Here is a 14,117-nt window from a genome sequence, read left to right on the forward strand (position 1 = left end):
AAAACAAAAACGCCCATCAAAAAATTGATGGGCGTTTATTTCTTACTTAAATGTATGTATTAGATCACGCGTACGTTTACTGCATTTAATCCTTTGTTACCTTCTTTAAGATCGAATTCAACTTTGTCGCCTTCACGAACTTCGTCAACTAATCCAGAAATGTGAACAAAGTGGTCTTTTTCAACACCTTCTTCTGTAATAAATCCAAATCCTTTGGTCTCGTTGAAAAATTTTACTGTTCCGTTATTCATAATAATATTTAATGTTTAATAATTACTCTATAGTATTCAACTATGGTGCCAAAATTACGTTTAAAAGATGCCAATCACTAAGAATTAGCCTTTTAATTAGTTTTTTTATTTATTAACTGCTTTTGGGGGTTTTAAACACAGATTGTAAAAACCTATATTCGCGAAATGTGGATGTATTTAGGCCTACTAGCGGCCCTCTTTCTTGGTTTGCACAACTTATGTAAAAAACATGCTGTACGAGAAAATGCAGTTCTTCCTGTTTTATTAGGTACTTTATGTTCTGGATTTACACTTTTACTCCCTTTCTATATAGGTTCTGTATATTGGCCAGAATCAACTAAAGAGTTGGGTTTTTATATAACTGAAATTCCCTGGAGCGTACACGGGTTTATAATTATTAAAGCTGCGATAATGGCCACCTCGTGGATTCTGGCCTATGAAGCCCTAAAGCATTTGCCCATAACAATTGTCACGCCCATACGCTCTGCTGGTCCGTTTTTTACATTTATAGGTGCTTTATTAATTTATCAGGAGCAGCCCAATTTATTACAGTGGCTGGGATTTTTTGTTATCATTTTTTCGGTGATACTATATTCGAAAATTGGAAAACGCGAAGGAATTATATTTAAAAGAAACAAATGGATTTTAGCCATAGTGATTGCAACTTTCTTGGGAGCATCTAGCGGTTTATATGATAAATTTCTTGTGCAAAGCCTAGTCTTAAATCCACAGACTTTGCAATTTTGGTTTTGCTGGTACACCATATTGATTCTACTAACAATTCTTTTAATTACCTGGTTTCCGAAAGCTGAAAAACGACTTTTACATTTAGGTGGTCAATTATTGCCGTGGGTGTATTACTTCAAACTGCAGATTACTTTTATTTTAAAGCGCTACAGGATCCTGAAGCCTTGATTATGCTGCTTTCAGCAATTAAACGAAGTCAGCTTATCATTGCTGTCGTACTGGGAGGAATTCTATTTAAAGAGAAAAACAAACGTAAAAAACTGGTTCCGCTAACAGGAATTCTTATTGGTGTGTTCTTAATATTATATTCGTAGAAACCAGAAAAGTATTTAAGATTACTCTTCAGCTACCAGCATTTCTGCTTCCTTGTCACCTTTACTTTTTCCGGCATTTATAAAATAGACACCTGTTAATAGTATTGCGGCAGCAACCACAGATTGGGTTGTGACGGTCTCCTGTAAAAAATACCAACCTAAAAACATAGCTATAATGGGATTTACGTAAGCAGATGTTGACACTTTTTCTGTATCCACATTTTTAAGTAAATAATTGAAAGCTGAAAATGCTGCAATACTTCCGAAGAGAATAAGACAAGCAAGTGCAATTTGAGTACGACTCGTCCAGTTTAACGGGCTACTCCACTCCTCGCCTAGTGAAGCGCTTGCAATGATAAGAACTAACCCCGCTGCAGTCATTTGATACGCTGTGGAAACAAAATGATTCTTTGGAGTTTCCACTTTTGCCACAAACAAACTCCCTGAGCTCCAGCTCAGAATTGCAGTTAAAGCCAGTCCCACACCCAACCAGAAATTAGGCTCTATACTCAAGCGACGTTGGGTTATAAGTAATAACATACCTATTAATCCTAAAACGACTCCAGCAATGGTCATTTTTTTTAATTTTCTCTTCTGAATTACCATCATTATTAAAATGATAAATAGCGGATACATCGAGGCAATTAAAGCACCAAAACCACTATCTATATATTTTAATGCCCACACAAAAACACCATTACCTACAGATAAAAATAAAATACCGGCCAATATAGAATTACCCAACTGCTTTTTTGAAATGCGTAAGGAATGACCTAAAGAGGCTGCAATACCAAATATTATAAGTCCGGCAGTACAAAATCGAAAACCACCTAACATAAAGGGAGGCAACTCGGTAACCGCCATTTTATTCCATAAATAGGTAGAACCCCAAAACACATAAATTGCAAAAAAAGCGAGAAGGATAAGAGTAGGTTTTTTTTGTAACATCAGAGCAAATTAGATTTAGGTTGTAATAGCTAAAAAACCGACAATATTAGACTATTGCCTAAATAATTAAATTATTAGTATAAATAAGCCACTATTAAATACCTAAAATCTTAGCATCTACGGCAAATACACTTAAAATATCTATTTGAACATCTTCATCGATAACTTCGTCAGTTACACTTTGAATACGCAAATTAAAACTGTCTTTTTTAATGTATTCTTTTAGATCTGCATTGGTTGTATCGAGATTAATAACACCGGTGGCATTTGCCGCCACAGGGTTTAATACCGCCAGTGATATCTCATCAACTCCTTCTGCTGAAATAAATATTTCAATTGACTCTAAAAAGCTAAACGTCTTATCTGCCGGGGTTGTAATTGTAAGACGCATGCTCTTTAAGCTGATGTCTTCAATCAAATCTTTATTGGTATTGTTTGATTCAAATACAGATTCTGAATTAGTCTGCATTGCCGGAGTTTCAATGGTAAACGGCAAATTCACTAACGAGTTTGATGGTATTGTTACGCTGCTTTCATAATCCAGATCAAATTTTGTAAGATCATCAAGCGCATCACATTGTAGAAAGAGCGCAGCTATTGTAAGAACTATTAGAGGTTTAAAAATTTTCATTACTGAATAAATAAGGGTTTATATTATCTACGCATAATTATGAATTTCAGTTTTTATAGCTTGTTAATAGGCTTTAATTTAACATCAAATAAGACGTGTGACGAGTTACATTTAATTCATTATTACCAGTAACGAACTCATAGCAATAAATATCCATAGACCTATGCCTAACAGTATAGGCTTCATCCCTACATCTTTGAGTAACTTAAAATTTAGAGTACTTCCTATTAGAAATAATACTAACGTGAGCGAAATTTTTGATGCGGAAACTATATACGGAGCTGCAACTTGCACCGGATTTAAATAGGTACTTGCCACTATTGCAAGGATAAAAAACAGGATAAAATAAGGAATGTTTATACTACGCGAACTTCCCTTAGAAAAGAGTACAAAAAATATAGAAACCGGGATAATCCACAATGCACGAGCTAGTTTTACTGTTGTCGCAACTTGTAAAGCTTCATTACCGTACACATTTGCAGCACCTATAACCGAACTCGTATCGTGAATGGCTATTGCGCACCACATACCAAATTGATGTTGCGTCATCTGAAATAAATGTCCCAATGCAGGAAATACAAATAAGGCTATCGAATTAAGCATAAATACAATACCAAGACCTACCGAAATTTGTTTAGGATTTGCCCGTATGATTGGAGAGATAGTAGCTATTGCACTTCCACCACAGATTGCTGTACCACTGGCGATGAGTTGGGATATTTTTTTATCAATTTCTAAATACTTGCCGGCTACAATACCTAGAAATAGCGTGGATGTGATAGAGAAAATGGTCAAATTAAAACCTTGTTTTCCGACTTCAAGAGCATTTTGTAAATTCATTCCAAAGCCTAAACCCACCACAGCACATTTCAACAAGACTTGTATTATTTTTTGACTAAGCTCTTCAAGTGGATTTTTAACAAGTTGGGCAATGACTAATCCTAATAACAAGGCTAAGGGAGCATTGACCCTGGTGGTTAAACAAACTATTATTAAAAGACCATATATAATATAGCTGAAATATCTATTTTCAATAATGCGGTCTGCGTAATTCATTTAAACTGTATTTATTCTATTTTATTATAGAACAAAAGTACAGGGCAAAGCACGCTAAGTCAAATGATAAATTGGCATCTATTATTACATAATGTTATAATGATGCGTTATGAAATTAAAAAATACTTGCGCTAATTCATTTTTGTAGCCTTGCTTGGCTATATAGTTAAAGGTTCTTTTTATGGTGAAGTTTTCTATATCAAGAATACGCAAGTCACCAGATTTTAGCTCGTTACTTACTGTGTTTATACTTAAAAATGCAACACTCTCTTTGGCTTTTAAATAGGACTTTATACTCTCTGAGCTTCCTAAGTGCATGTCAACTTGTAGGTCATTAACATCAATCTGAGTTTTCTTCAGCGCATTTATAATAAACTCTAACGTACCTGATCCTTTTTCACGCAGCACAAGCGTAAGCTTTTTAAGATGCTCTAATGTTATCGATACCTCTTCATATAAAGGATGGCCTTTTGCAATTACCAGCACAATCTCATCATTCATAAAAGGATGATAAGAAAGTTCGCGGTTTTTAGCTTGACCTTCGATAAAACCTATTTGTGCCTCTTCGTTTAAAATTTGATGTTCAATAACTTCGGTGTTTGCACTAAACAATTCAACCTTTACCCCGGGAAATTGTTTATGAAATTTGGCTAGAATTTCTGGTAAGATATACTGTGCAATTGTTGTGCTTGCAGCGATAGACAAAACGCCTTCTGTTTTATCTATTAATGCATTCATATTAAACTGCATTTCTTTATGAAAATGAAAGAGCTCCTTTACATGTTTTAAGAGTAGTTCACCAGCTGTCGTGAGAGAAATACTATTTCCTTTACGATCAAATAAACGCTGATTAAAGTGGTCTTCAAGATGCTTTATATGTCTGGTAATTGCTGGCTGTGTAATATGCAATTCGTCTGCAGCCTTAGAAAAACTAAGTCTGGTAGCAACTATTAAAAATACGTGAAGTTTATAGTCTAACATTATAAACAAAAGTAATACAGAATATCAACTTGATGTACAGATTCTAAGATGTATTTGTATAATTAAGTTAAGAGAAATATTGTGAAGTATATTTTTAAACTTCCTCAATACAATGAGCGTAGCGGTTTCTTAGAAGATTTAATTTGGGGTTTATATAGCGTTTACAGAAAGGCCTGTCGGGGTTTTTAGCATAGTAATTATGTAAAGATTCCCGAGAGGCAACAAATAATTTGAATGCTAATACCTGAGTGATTATAGGTTTATCAAAATCATTTTGCAGGTTTTCTAGTATTTCCAGCGCCAATCTTTCATCACTCGAATTGATGAAATACACTGCAGATCTGTACTTTGATCTAAAACTATGATTTGATGTGCTCTTATGGGTTAATAAGTGAATTTCTATAAGAACGCTTAATGGAATAATTTCGGTATTATAGTGTACGATTACAGCTTCAGATAGATCTGAATTGATTCCGGTTGATGCAACATACCCCTGCTCTACTTTTATAACGCCCTTAAGTGCTTGAAAAACGGCTTCTGTACACCAGTGACAACCTCCTCCAAATGCAATTTTAGTAAGCATATTTAAACTGATTTATGGGCTAATAGTTTAAAATTCTGCAAAAAATGAATCACTTTATCTTCAGGCATTTCACAAGGTTTGAGAAGTTCTGCCGTTGATGTGAGGTAATAATTTAAACTGATAAAGTCGTTTCCGCCTAGTTCTTCAGCATAAATCTTAATACTCTTCCCTTGGTTAAAATCGGTTCGAGTAACACTGTAACGCTTACCCTCATATACAACTTCTGAAAAACCTTGCTTTATCAAATTTATGTAGTTGAGCAGATTCATTAAGAACTACAAGAAAGCATAGAGCAACCTACCTTATCCCGTGCCCAGTCTGGACGTTTAGCAAACCACTCCTCGTATTCAGGCTGATCTTCATAGGGTTTTTTAAGCATATTGTAAAATGTGTCGATAAGCTTATAATTACCCTTTTCTGCATCATCTATAGCTAATTGCGCCATATAATTGCGTAAGACATATTTTGGGTTAACAGAATTCATTGCTTGCTGTCGGGCTTCATCACTGCGAGAATCTGCTTGTAAGCGATGTGAGTAATCTCTAAACCATTGCTCCCATTGAGCTTGTTTTTCGGCATTAATTTCTTCAGGAATATAAAACGCATCCCGTATAAGATTTATTCCATCTATAGAATTGTCCTTTTTGAAATTGGATAATTTTCTGAAAATAATAGTCATATCTGTTTCTGAAAGCTGAAGGCAATTTTCAAAATCGGCTATTAATTTTAAATCAGCATCGGTAGCATGATCTAACCCTAGTTTTGATGCCATCATATTAAGGGATTTCACGGCATAATTAGTTTTATAGCTATCTAAAATTTCTTCCAGACCATCTGCCTCTTCAATAAGCGGAAATAGCGCATTTGCGAGTTGATACAAATTCCATAATCCTATATTAGGTTGATTTCCGAAACGATACCGTTTGTGTTGTCTATCGGTGGTATTGGGCGTCCATCCCCACTCAAAGCCTTCTAACCATCCATAAGGTCCATAATCGATTGTAAGTCCTAAAATCGACATATTATCTGTATTCATCACGCCGTGAACAAAGCCCACACGCTGCCAATGAATTATCATATCTAATGTGCGATCTGTTACCTCTTTGAAAAATGCTAAATAGGTTTCCTTTGATGGAGACCCCAACTCTTTGTAGAAATTCTTTAGTGTAAAATCTACTAACTTTTTTAAGCCCGCTTTATCATCACGAGCAGTTAGAATTTGAAAATTTCCAAAGCGCAAAAAAGATTCTGCTACGCGGCAAACAACCGCTCCTTGTTCATACTCCGCATTTCCATCATACATAACATCTCTAAGCACCTGATCGCCTGTTAACAAAAGCGATAATGCACGAGTTGTAGGCACACCTAAGTGATACATAGCTTCACTCATTAAATACTCCCGTATCGAAGAGCGTAATACAGCAAGACCGTCTGCTGTACGAGAATATGGAGTTTCCCCGGCTCCTTTAAGCTGTAGAGCCCAATGCTTGTCGTTGTGATCTATTTCAAATAAATTGATCGCTCTACCATCACCTAATTGACCAGCCCAATTTCCAAACTGATGTCCGCCATAGACCATTGCATAGGGAGCTGTATTTTCTAAAACTGAATTTCCGCTAAATAATCTTAAAAATTTTTCAGATTGAGCTTCCTCTCTCGAAATGCCAAGCTCCTCTAACATTTCATCAGAAACGTGCAGCAGTTGCGGCTGCTTAGTTTTTTTTGGAGTTACAAAAGAATAGTACCCTTGTGTAACCTGTCTACGTGAATTTTCAAGAATAGGGTCTGCTTCAAGATTATCTGTAAATAAATTATTTATAGTAAAATTCATAGGATCAGTTTTAGAAAGTGTCAGAAAATTAGACATAAAGCGCTATGTACAATTTGTCGAGTAATTTTTATAAACCTATCATATAAACCGTGGAGTTCGCAATAAACTAGAGACGGATTTTCTCAACAAAAAAACTTTTTCTTCCGTAACTATCCTGAAGATTTGTATGTCTCAAACCACTTGAAATTGAATAGATATCTCCAGACTTACTCATAAAAAGATGAACAGGAAACCCATTGAGTTCTTTAAGAGTAACAGTCTTAGAATTTCTATTAAATATAACTGCTTGCTTAGTAAACTCAGCTTCATCTTGATAACTGCTTGTAATTTCGGTATTAAATCCTAAAATTAAATTCGCATTGTTGCTCAATCCCGTAGCGGTGTAAGGTTTGTTATAAGATTCTATTTGTGTATACGTTTTTGTCGAATATATACGTTTTGTGGCAGTATTAAGTAGTTCGTTTGTTATCGAGTTGTATATGGGAGTACTGGTAATATTAGCTACAAACGCAATAGGCTTTAGCTGTGGTTGCGATATGAATTGTCCTAAAGAGTTCACGTTGAGTAATACACTTTGAGCTTCTTTTGAGTGACCAATTAGAATATCCCATTCATTTACAGCAACCATTCTGTACCCATTAAAACTTTGTGAAGTTGTAAAATGGTTTTTAGAATCTATCAAAGTGAATTTTTGATTGTCACGTTTAAAGCTATAGATTTTAGAATTGCTTAAAACCATCCATACGTCTTCCTTAAAGTGGATAACATCTTCTATCAAAAAATTTACACCTGTGCTTAAACTGTATTTATAATGTAAATCATTAGAATCATAAACTAATATTTCCCCTCCAGAAACCGCAAGAACTTCATTACCATTATCAGATTTTACAATGCGTAATAAGCTAGAATTACTAGAATTAATCTGTTTGCTGGCAATTGCTAAAGGAGTTCCGGATTGCAAATCATATATCATTAAATTATAATCGTAGCTTCCAGAATCTACACCGTAGATATAGATAAAATCATTATTTGTGTCTACCGAGTATTTAAATACCCGCTCCACATCCAAAATATTTTCTCTTTTAAAATTAACTTTCACCTCACTTGCGATACTTCTATATTGGGTTGTTGTGTTAAAAATAGTGTATGCTTTAACAGTGTAAACTGGATTAGAAAAATAGGGTGGATTATTATCAGTAAATGTTTTTGTATTTATATCATCAACTCTACCTATCACAAAATGATGTTCTCCATACCCGGTTATTCCGGGATCCATATTGCTTACGCTTATTTCATAATAATCAAAAAAACTTCCTTTATACGGTTCCCAATTGAGTGTAATGGAATTAGTGCCTACAGAGGGAGCCAATTGATTAATCGCTGCAATACCTAACTGATTAGTATATATACTCACGAGTTCGCTTTCTCCTAAAATTCCATTTGATGTATAAATTTTTAAATAATAGCATACAGACTCTACAGGTTCATTTAGCGTGGTATCAGAAAAAGTAGTCTCTGTTTTTAGATGGCTTGATAAAATCAGTTCAGCATTTGTCTTTGAACACGATGTACTTCTATATACCTCATAATTTTTAAAGTCTGCTAGTCCATCATAACCAGACCATTCCAGCATAATCTCTCCGCTATTAAGAGCATCTTGATTTGCTTTAAAACTAGTCGACCATTTGTCTATTTCCTTAGGCTCATACCGTCTTGCCTGTAGATAAACAGTATCTAAACTGCCATCTTCATCCACATCTACCTCTATTTTAAGTTCCAGAACAGTCTCATTTAATTTTGTAATTACAAATTCTTCCGTAGACTGTACATCTGATAATGTCACGACACCTTGTCTTAATGACCAATTTGCTTCGCTACGCAATGTATTGCAAGCGCTATCTTGGTACAGAATATCTACATATTTCCCATTTTCATTAAATTGAAAATAATCCCTTCCACATTTTAAATAATTTACTGGTAATTGTACATTTTGGCCTTTATAAGTACCACTGTAAAATGCCCAAGTTCCAATTAATAACTCTGCGGAAGCATCAGTTATCGCATCATCATAAAAGGATTCTTCAGTAGAAAGTTCATCATCTTTTGAGCATGAGAAGAGTGTTACTAGTGTACACACTATCAATAATCTAAACAGTAGTGATAATTTTGTCATTAGAGCTATAGGCTATTAAATAATAACAAGTATAAATCAAAAAATAGTGTAAATAATAAATTATCTCATTTTCAACCTTCTCTCTTCTTGAAAATTACTACTTCTGAAATACAACTTAAGTTATACTAAATTCTAAAATAACATTGAATAGAAATAAGACAGTTTTAGCTATTGTATTAAACTTATATTAAAGTCTACTGACAATCAGAATAATGGAATGTACTTTGTACTTATAAATTTGAACAACTAAAATTTTTACAATATGAAATCATCTAACAAGAAAACTGGATTAGTAGCGCTTTTAGGATTAGCCGGTGGTCTATTCGCATGGTATAAATACAAAAACTCTACTCCTGAAGAGAAAGAGAAGATCAAAAGCAAATTGAACGAGGCTGGTGCAAAACTTAAAGAATCGTATCACGATGCTGAAGCAAGACTTAAAGACACCTATACCGAGGTTGAAGATACAGTAGCTGACAACTATGCCAAATTAAAGAATAACGTTAAAAATGAATCTGAAAAAATTTCAGGATAGTTTTTAAAAGATTTAATTGCTAAGCGTAATCTTAATTGATTGCGCTTTTTTTATGCCTTCTGGTTTAATGAGGGCTTTTAAAAAAGCATCAAAAACCTACTCTAAAATAAGTTATATTCGTTTGATGAATTCTAAAATATTCCTGCTGGCGCTCCTAGTGTCTTCCATCACACACGCTCAAAATTATATTGATCTTGCAAATCTCTCCTACTCTACCACATCAAACGCAGATTTTGAAAACTCAAAACAGCAAACCAGCGTCAATGAATTAGAATTTCAAATAACATTTCCTAAAGTTCTTGATGATAAAAACACGTTGATTTCCAGTTTAATACTGGAGTCAAATAATTTGAGACTCGATCCTACATTCAATGACAAAACGACTTTGGCTTCATTAAGTATAGCTTTGGGTGTTAATCACAAGTATTCAGATCGCCTGGCAATAACATATTTGATTATTCCAAAAATCGCATCAGATTTTGATTTTATTACCACAGATGCTTTTCAATTAGGAGGATTGGCATTAGCAACTCTAAAAAAGAATGAGAATTTTAGCTGGAAATTTGGAATGTATGCTAATTCTGAAAAATTTGGATTGTTTTTAGTTCCTTATGCAGGGTTTTACTATACCAGTACAAATGAGCGATTTGAAGCGTATATCACTACTATAAATGGAGATCTAAATTACATGATCACCGATAAAATTAATATAGGCGGGGATGTAAACGGACTCACATCAAGTTATGCACTTGCTGATCCATATTTTGGAACCAATAAAGAATACTTCGCAAAAAATACAACTGAATTTTTTGCCTACGTACGTTACCCGCTTTACAAAGGATTGTTCTTAAAAGCTAAAGCGGGTTATTCAATTACACGCACCTATAAAGTTTTTGAAGAAAATGATAAGGTTAATCTGGGTTTGAGTCTATTTTATCTAGGTGATGATCGTACGCAATTAAATACACCTTTAGCAAAAGGTGCATTATTTAAATTAGAATTGCTGTACAGGTTTCAGCTTTAATTTTTCCCGAGTTTACGTACTGCAGCCCATTCTCTTAGTTTGTCTCTGGATTCGCTTGCAGGGTAACCAAGCATTATTTTACCAGCAGCAACATCACCCATAACCCCAGAACCTGCAGCTATGACGGCGCCTGCGTGTATTGTAGTATGATCTTTAATAGAAGCGCTACCGCCTATGATAACACCATCACCTAAAGTTACCGAACCGGCTAACCCACTATGACCTGCCATTATACAACATCTTCCTAAGATACAGTTGTGACCTATTTGTACAAGGTTATCGATTTTGCATCCGTCACCAATGATAGTAGAATCAAATTTGGCTCGGTCAACACAGGAATTTGCTCCAATTTCAACAGCATTACCTATTACAACATTTCCAATATGAATAATTTTAATTAGACCGCGACCATCTTCGCTAGGGCGATAGCCAAAACCATCTGCACCAATACTTACATTATTGTGAAAAATGCAATACGCACCTATTTGTGAGCGCTCTCTAATAACGGTTCCCGGCCATATAACTGTTTTAAGACCTATTTTTGAATCGTCGAGGATAGTAACATTAGGATAAATAACTACTTCGTCTTCAATAATAACATTTGCTCCAATGTAGCATCCCGCTCCTATTGAAACATCCTTTCCTATTTGAGCAGAATGATGCACGGTAGCAAGTGGATGAATATCAGCCTCAATATAAGGTGCTTCAGGTTCAAAAAGTGCAAGGAGTTTTGCCATCGCTAAATCTGCATTAGATACCACGAGCAGTGGTTTATCTCCCGAAACTAGATGTTGTAGATTTTCACTTATTACAATCGCTCCAGCATTTGAGGAGCTATATAATTTAGCATGTTTTGAAGTGCCTATAAAGCTTACCTGTTTATCTGTAGCTTTTTCTAAATGGTTGAGACCAGTAAATTGTACATTGGTTTCCCCTATTTGTTTTGCATCAAGTAAGGTTGTAATCTGTTCTATAGAAAAGTTCATCGTAATAGTTTTAGACAAATTTGTAATCAAATTTCACACCATTAAGAGGAATTCTCCTATTAAAAGCTTCCGAAGATACTTATAATATTTCATCTCTTTGTAATCCAAAAAATGAATCTGAAAATAAAAACATAAAAAATGGCTTGACGAAGTCGTCAAGCCATTTTTTTTATTAAAACTACACTAGAATAACTAGTTGATGAATAAATAGATAACCAATTAATTGTCACTAATATTCTTTGTGCGTAAATATAGATTTTCTACCTTTTCTCTCGCCCAGTCCGTTTTTCTCAAAAACTTTAAACTTGAGTTGATCGACGGATTTGATTTAAAGCTGTTGATTTTTATACGATTCGATAGTTCCTCCCAGCCATAATGTGCAACCAGGCGCTCAAGAATAACTTTTAAAGTAATACCGTGTAAAGGATTGTTTGGTTGTTCCATAATTACCAGTCTATAGGGAAATAATCTTTTAAAAATTTACCGCTCCAGTGTTTGCCTGTATTAATTCCATCAAATAAAGGATCTATAACGCGTGCCGCCCCATCTACTATATCTAAGGGAGGTTGAAAATCGTGCTCTTCAATTTTACGTTTTGCTAGTTCGGCAGGATCTTCATCGGTCACCCAACCCGTATCTACAGCATTTATATAAATACCTTCTTTTGCAAGACTTCCCGCCGCAGTATGTGTTAACATATTTAGCGCAGCTTTAGCCATATTAGTATGTGGATGCCTGTCTTCTTTAAAGAATCTATGGAATTTACCTTCCATAGCTGAAACATTTATGATATGTTTTTTACCCGTATGATCTTTCTTCATTATTTCTGAAAGACGGTTACATAATACAAATGGTGCTACAGAATTTACGAGCTGAACCTCGATCATCTCAGTAGTTTCAATTTCACCTAATTTAAGTCGCCAGCTATTGGTTTTACGCAAATCTACTTGTTGCAAGTCGGCATCCAGTTTACCTTCCGGAAACACTTCTGAAGCCTGCAATGAATTGTCAAAACTATATGGAATTTGCGATAATTTTGCTGAAGCACGTATTCCAATTCCAGGTTCGGGGCCGTGCCAGGTAACCGGCATATTGCGATTTGCACTAGCCGTAGTGCCTAATGATTTAAGTTCGTCTAAACATTCAATATGATCCTGAAGTGTCTGACTCACGTATTTTGGTAATTCGCTAAGTGGTTTTTCCTCATTCGCCATTAAATGCTGGTAAAATCCGGAAGGTCTTCGCACCGTTTGGGCTGCGTTATTTATCAATATATCCAGACGCTCATAGCGTTGTTCGATATAATTACAGAATATTTCAACACTAGGAATATGTCTGAGATCAAGACCGTGAATTTTAAGACGATCTGCCCATTTATGGTAATCATCTTCCTTAGAAAATCGTATTGCAGAATCTACCGGAAAACGTGTTGTAGCCACCACCGTTGCTCCCGCCCGCAATAACATTAAAGTTATATGATAACCTATTTTTAAACGCGAACCGGTGATTATAGCAACCTGCCCAGTTAAATCTGCATTTTGAAAACGTTTTGCGTAATTAAAATCACCACATTCGGTACACATGGTGTCGTAAAAGTGATGAAGCTTTGTAAATTCAGTTTTACAAACATAACAGTTACGTGGCGTCTGTAATTCTTGAGTTTCAATTGCACTTAGATCTGCTGCTGCAAGAAGTTTAGGTGCAGTAAATATTGATGCCTCCCGGGCACTGCGAATTCCGGTTTCTTTACGTGCAGCTTTGTCTCTAGCTGCTTGTTTTCGTTTTTGAGCTTTCTTAGCATCTTTTTTTCTTCGTGAAAATTCATCTCTATTAGGTCGGGATAATTTTCCTGAAGATTTTAACAGCGCTATGCGTTGCTCTTTGGGTAACTCAAAAATAAGGTTAGTATTGGTATTAAGGTGTTCTAATACCGCAATGCAATTAGCAATATCCTCTTCGCTAAACGAATTGGTAAATTCTGATTCTTGTTCTAACATTCTTGTAATAGGTACTAATAATCTTCAAAATTAATTGAAATTAATGGGCAAACTTAAATT

General features: G+C 35.0%; 14 protein-coding genes and 1 pseudogene. 3 read left to right on the top strand and 12 right to left on the bottom strand.

Going from position 1 to position 14,117, the window contains the following annotated elements; translation table 11 throughout:
• Positions 1 to 59: 59 nt before the first annotated feature.
• Positions 60 to 251, bottom strand: coding sequence for a cold-shock protein (locus tag ABVM53_RS14410; protein ID WP_128756973.1), 192 nt, complete (start codon positions 249 to 251; stop codon positions 60 to 62).
• A gap of 165 nt (positions 252 to 416) precedes the next feature.
• Here ABVM53_RS14410 and ABVM53_RS14415 point away from each other — a divergent pair.
• Positions 417 to 1,312: pseudogene (locus tag ABVM53_RS14415) on the top strand (EamA family transporter).
• A 21-nt stretch (positions 1,313 to 1,333) separates the two neighbouring features.
• Here ABVM53_RS14415 and ABVM53_RS14420 read toward each other — a convergent pair.
• The 8 genes from ABVM53_RS14420 to ABVM53_RS14455 all read right to left on the bottom strand — a co-directional run bounded on the left by ABVM53_RS14420 (position 1,334) and on the right by ABVM53_RS14455 (position 9,515).
• A complete protein-coding gene (locus ABVM53_RS14420) occupies positions 1,334 to 2,260 on the bottom strand; it encodes an EamA family transporter (protein ID WP_405327428.1) in 927 nt (308 codons plus the stop codon).
• Positions 2,261 to 2,354: 94 nt separating this feature from the next.
• A complete protein-coding gene (locus ABVM53_RS14425) occupies positions 2,355 to 2,891 on the bottom strand; it encodes a hypothetical protein (RefSeq protein WP_405327430.1) in 537 nt (178 codons plus the stop codon).
• A gap of 111 nt (positions 2,892 to 3,002) precedes the next feature.
• Positions 3,003 to 3,947: a YeiH family protein gene (locus ABVM53_RS14430; RefSeq protein WP_405327433.1), complete on the bottom strand. Its 945-nt coding sequence runs from the start codon at positions 3,945 to 3,947 to the stop codon at positions 3,003 to 3,005.
• A gap of 84 nt (positions 3,948 to 4,031) precedes the next feature.
• The gene (locus ABVM53_RS14435; RefSeq protein ID WP_405327435.1) at positions 4,032 to 4,928 is read right to left on the bottom strand and encodes a LysR substrate-binding domain-containing protein; all 897 of its coding nucleotides are present in this window, start codon (positions 4,926 to 4,928) and stop codon (positions 4,032 to 4,034) included.
• 94 nt (positions 4,929 to 5,022) lie between these two features.
• A complete protein-coding gene (locus ABVM53_RS14440; protein WP_405327437.1) occupies positions 5,023 to 5,511 on the bottom strand; it encodes a peptide-methionine (S)-S-oxide reductase in 489 nt (162 codons plus the stop codon).
• A 2-nt stretch (positions 5,512 to 5,513) separates the two neighbouring features.
• Positions 5,514 to 5,780 carry a peptide methionine sulfoxide reductase gene (locus tag ABVM53_RS14445; RefSeq protein ID WP_405327440.1) on the bottom strand — a complete coding sequence of 89 codons (267 nt, stop codon included), beginning with the start codon at positions 5,778 to 5,780 and terminating at the stop codon, positions 5,514 to 5,516.
• On the bottom strand, positions 5,780 to 7,342 hold the full coding sequence (locus ABVM53_RS14450) for a protein adenylyltransferase SelO (protein WP_405327442.1): 1,563 nt from the start codon (positions 7,340 to 7,342) through the stop codon (positions 5,780 to 5,782). Before ABVM53_RS14450 ends, ABVM53_RS14445 begins: the two co-directional genes overlap by 1 nt.
• A 106-nt stretch (positions 7,343 to 7,448) precedes the next feature.
• Positions 7,449 to 9,515 (bottom strand): hypothetical protein, encoded by a 2,067-nt coding sequence (locus tag ABVM53_RS14455; protein WP_405327445.1) that lies wholly within the window; start codon positions 9,513 to 9,515, stop codon positions 7,449 to 7,451.
• Between the two features lie 262 nt (positions 9,516 to 9,777).
• Between ABVM53_RS14455 and ABVM53_RS14460 the strand changes: the two genes are divergently transcribed.
• Positions 9,778 to 10,050 carry a YtxH domain-containing protein gene (locus ABVM53_RS14460; protein ID WP_371456554.1) on the top strand — a complete coding sequence of 91 codons (273 nt, stop codon included), beginning with the start codon at positions 9,778 to 9,780 and terminating at the stop codon, positions 10,048 to 10,050.
• Between the two features lie 124 nt (positions 10,051 to 10,174).
• Complete coding sequence (locus ABVM53_RS14465) at positions 10,175 to 11,074, top strand: DUF6268 family outer membrane beta-barrel protein (RefSeq protein ID WP_405327447.1); 900 nt, start codon at positions 10,175 to 10,177, stop codon at positions 11,072 to 11,074.
• Here ABVM53_RS14465 and lpxD read toward each other — a convergent pair.
• From lpxD to ABVM53_RS14480, 3 genes are all read right to left on the bottom strand, one after another.
• Positions 11,071 to 12,060 (bottom strand): UDP-3-O-(3-hydroxymyristoyl)glucosamine N-acyltransferase, encoded by a 990-nt coding sequence (gene lpxD, locus ABVM53_RS14470; protein ID WP_405327450.1) that lies wholly within the window; start codon positions 12,058 to 12,060, stop codon positions 11,071 to 11,073. The two genes, ABVM53_RS14465 and lpxD, sit on opposite strands and share 4 nt — an antisense overlap.
• 219 nt (positions 12,061 to 12,279) lie before the next feature.
• The gene (locus ABVM53_RS14475) at positions 12,280 to 12,504 is read right to left on the bottom strand and encodes a VF530 family DNA-binding protein (protein ID WP_405327452.1); all 225 of its coding nucleotides are present in this window, start codon (positions 12,502 to 12,504) and stop codon (positions 12,280 to 12,282) included.
• A gap of 2 nt (positions 12,505 to 12,506) precedes the next feature.
• Positions 12,507 to 14,057, bottom strand: coding sequence for an SDR family NAD(P)-dependent oxidoreductase (locus tag ABVM53_RS14480; RefSeq protein WP_371456558.1), 1,551 nt, complete (start codon positions 14,055 to 14,057; stop codon positions 12,507 to 12,509).
• Between the last annotated feature and the right edge of the window lie 60 nt (positions 14,058 to 14,117).

It is taken from the genome of Leeuwenhoekiella sp. LLG6367-2.1, from assembly GCF_045055775.1.
Taxonomy (GTDB): domain Bacteria; phylum Bacteroidota; class Bacteroidia; order Flavobacteriales; family Flavobacteriaceae; genus Leeuwenhoekiella; species Leeuwenhoekiella aequorea.

Coding starts and splice junctions, on each gene's coding strand:
- ABVM53_RS14425 (WP_405327430.1), bottom strand. CDS start 2,891: ATGAAAATTTTTAAACCTCTAATAGTTCTTACAATAGCTGCGCTCTTT.
- ABVM53_RS14460 (WP_371456554.1), top strand. CDS start 9,778: ATGAAATCATCTAACAAGAAAACTGGATTAGTAGCGCTTTTAGGATTA.
- ABVM53_RS14435 (WP_405327435.1), bottom strand. CDS start 4,928: ATGTTAGACTATAAACTTCACGTATTTTTAATAGTTGCTACCAGACTT.
- ABVM53_RS14450 (WP_405327442.1), bottom strand. CDS start 7,342: ATGAATTTTACTATAAATAATTTATTTACAGATAATCTTGAAGCAGAC.
- ABVM53_RS14480 (WP_371456558.1), bottom strand. CDS start 14,057: ATGTTAGAACAAGAATCAGAATTTACCAATTCGTTTAGCGAAGAGGAT.
- ABVM53_RS14465 (WP_405327447.1), top strand. CDS start 10,175: ATGAATTCTAAAATATTCCTGCTGGCGCTCCTAGTGTCTTCCATCACA.
- ABVM53_RS14410 (WP_128756973.1), bottom strand. CDS start 251: ATGAATAACGGAACAGTAAAATTTTTCAACGAGACCAAAGGATTTGGA.
- ABVM53_RS14420 (WP_405327428.1), bottom strand. CDS start 2,260: ATGTTACAAAAAAAACCTACTCTTATCCTTCTCGCTTTTTTTGCAATT.
- ABVM53_RS14445 (WP_405327440.1), bottom strand. CDS start 5,780: ATGAATCTGCTCAACTACATAAATTTGATAAAGCAAGGTTTTTCAGAA.
- ABVM53_RS14455 (WP_405327445.1), bottom strand. CDS start 9,515: ATGACAAAATTATCACTACTGTTTAGATTATTGATAGTGTGTACACTA.
- ABVM53_RS14475 (WP_405327452.1), bottom strand. CDS start 12,504: ATGGAACAACCAAACAATCCTTTACACGGTATTACTTTAAAAGTTATT.
- ABVM53_RS14440 (WP_405327437.1), bottom strand. CDS start 5,511: ATGCTTACTAAAATTGCATTTGGAGGAGGTTGTCACTGGTGTACAGAA.
- lpxD (WP_405327450.1), bottom strand. CDS start 12,060: ATGAACTTTTCTATAGAACAGATTACAACCTTACTTGATGCAAAACAA.
- ABVM53_RS14430 (WP_405327433.1), bottom strand. CDS start 3,947: ATGAATTACGCAGACCGCATTATTGAAAATAGATATTTCAGCTATATT.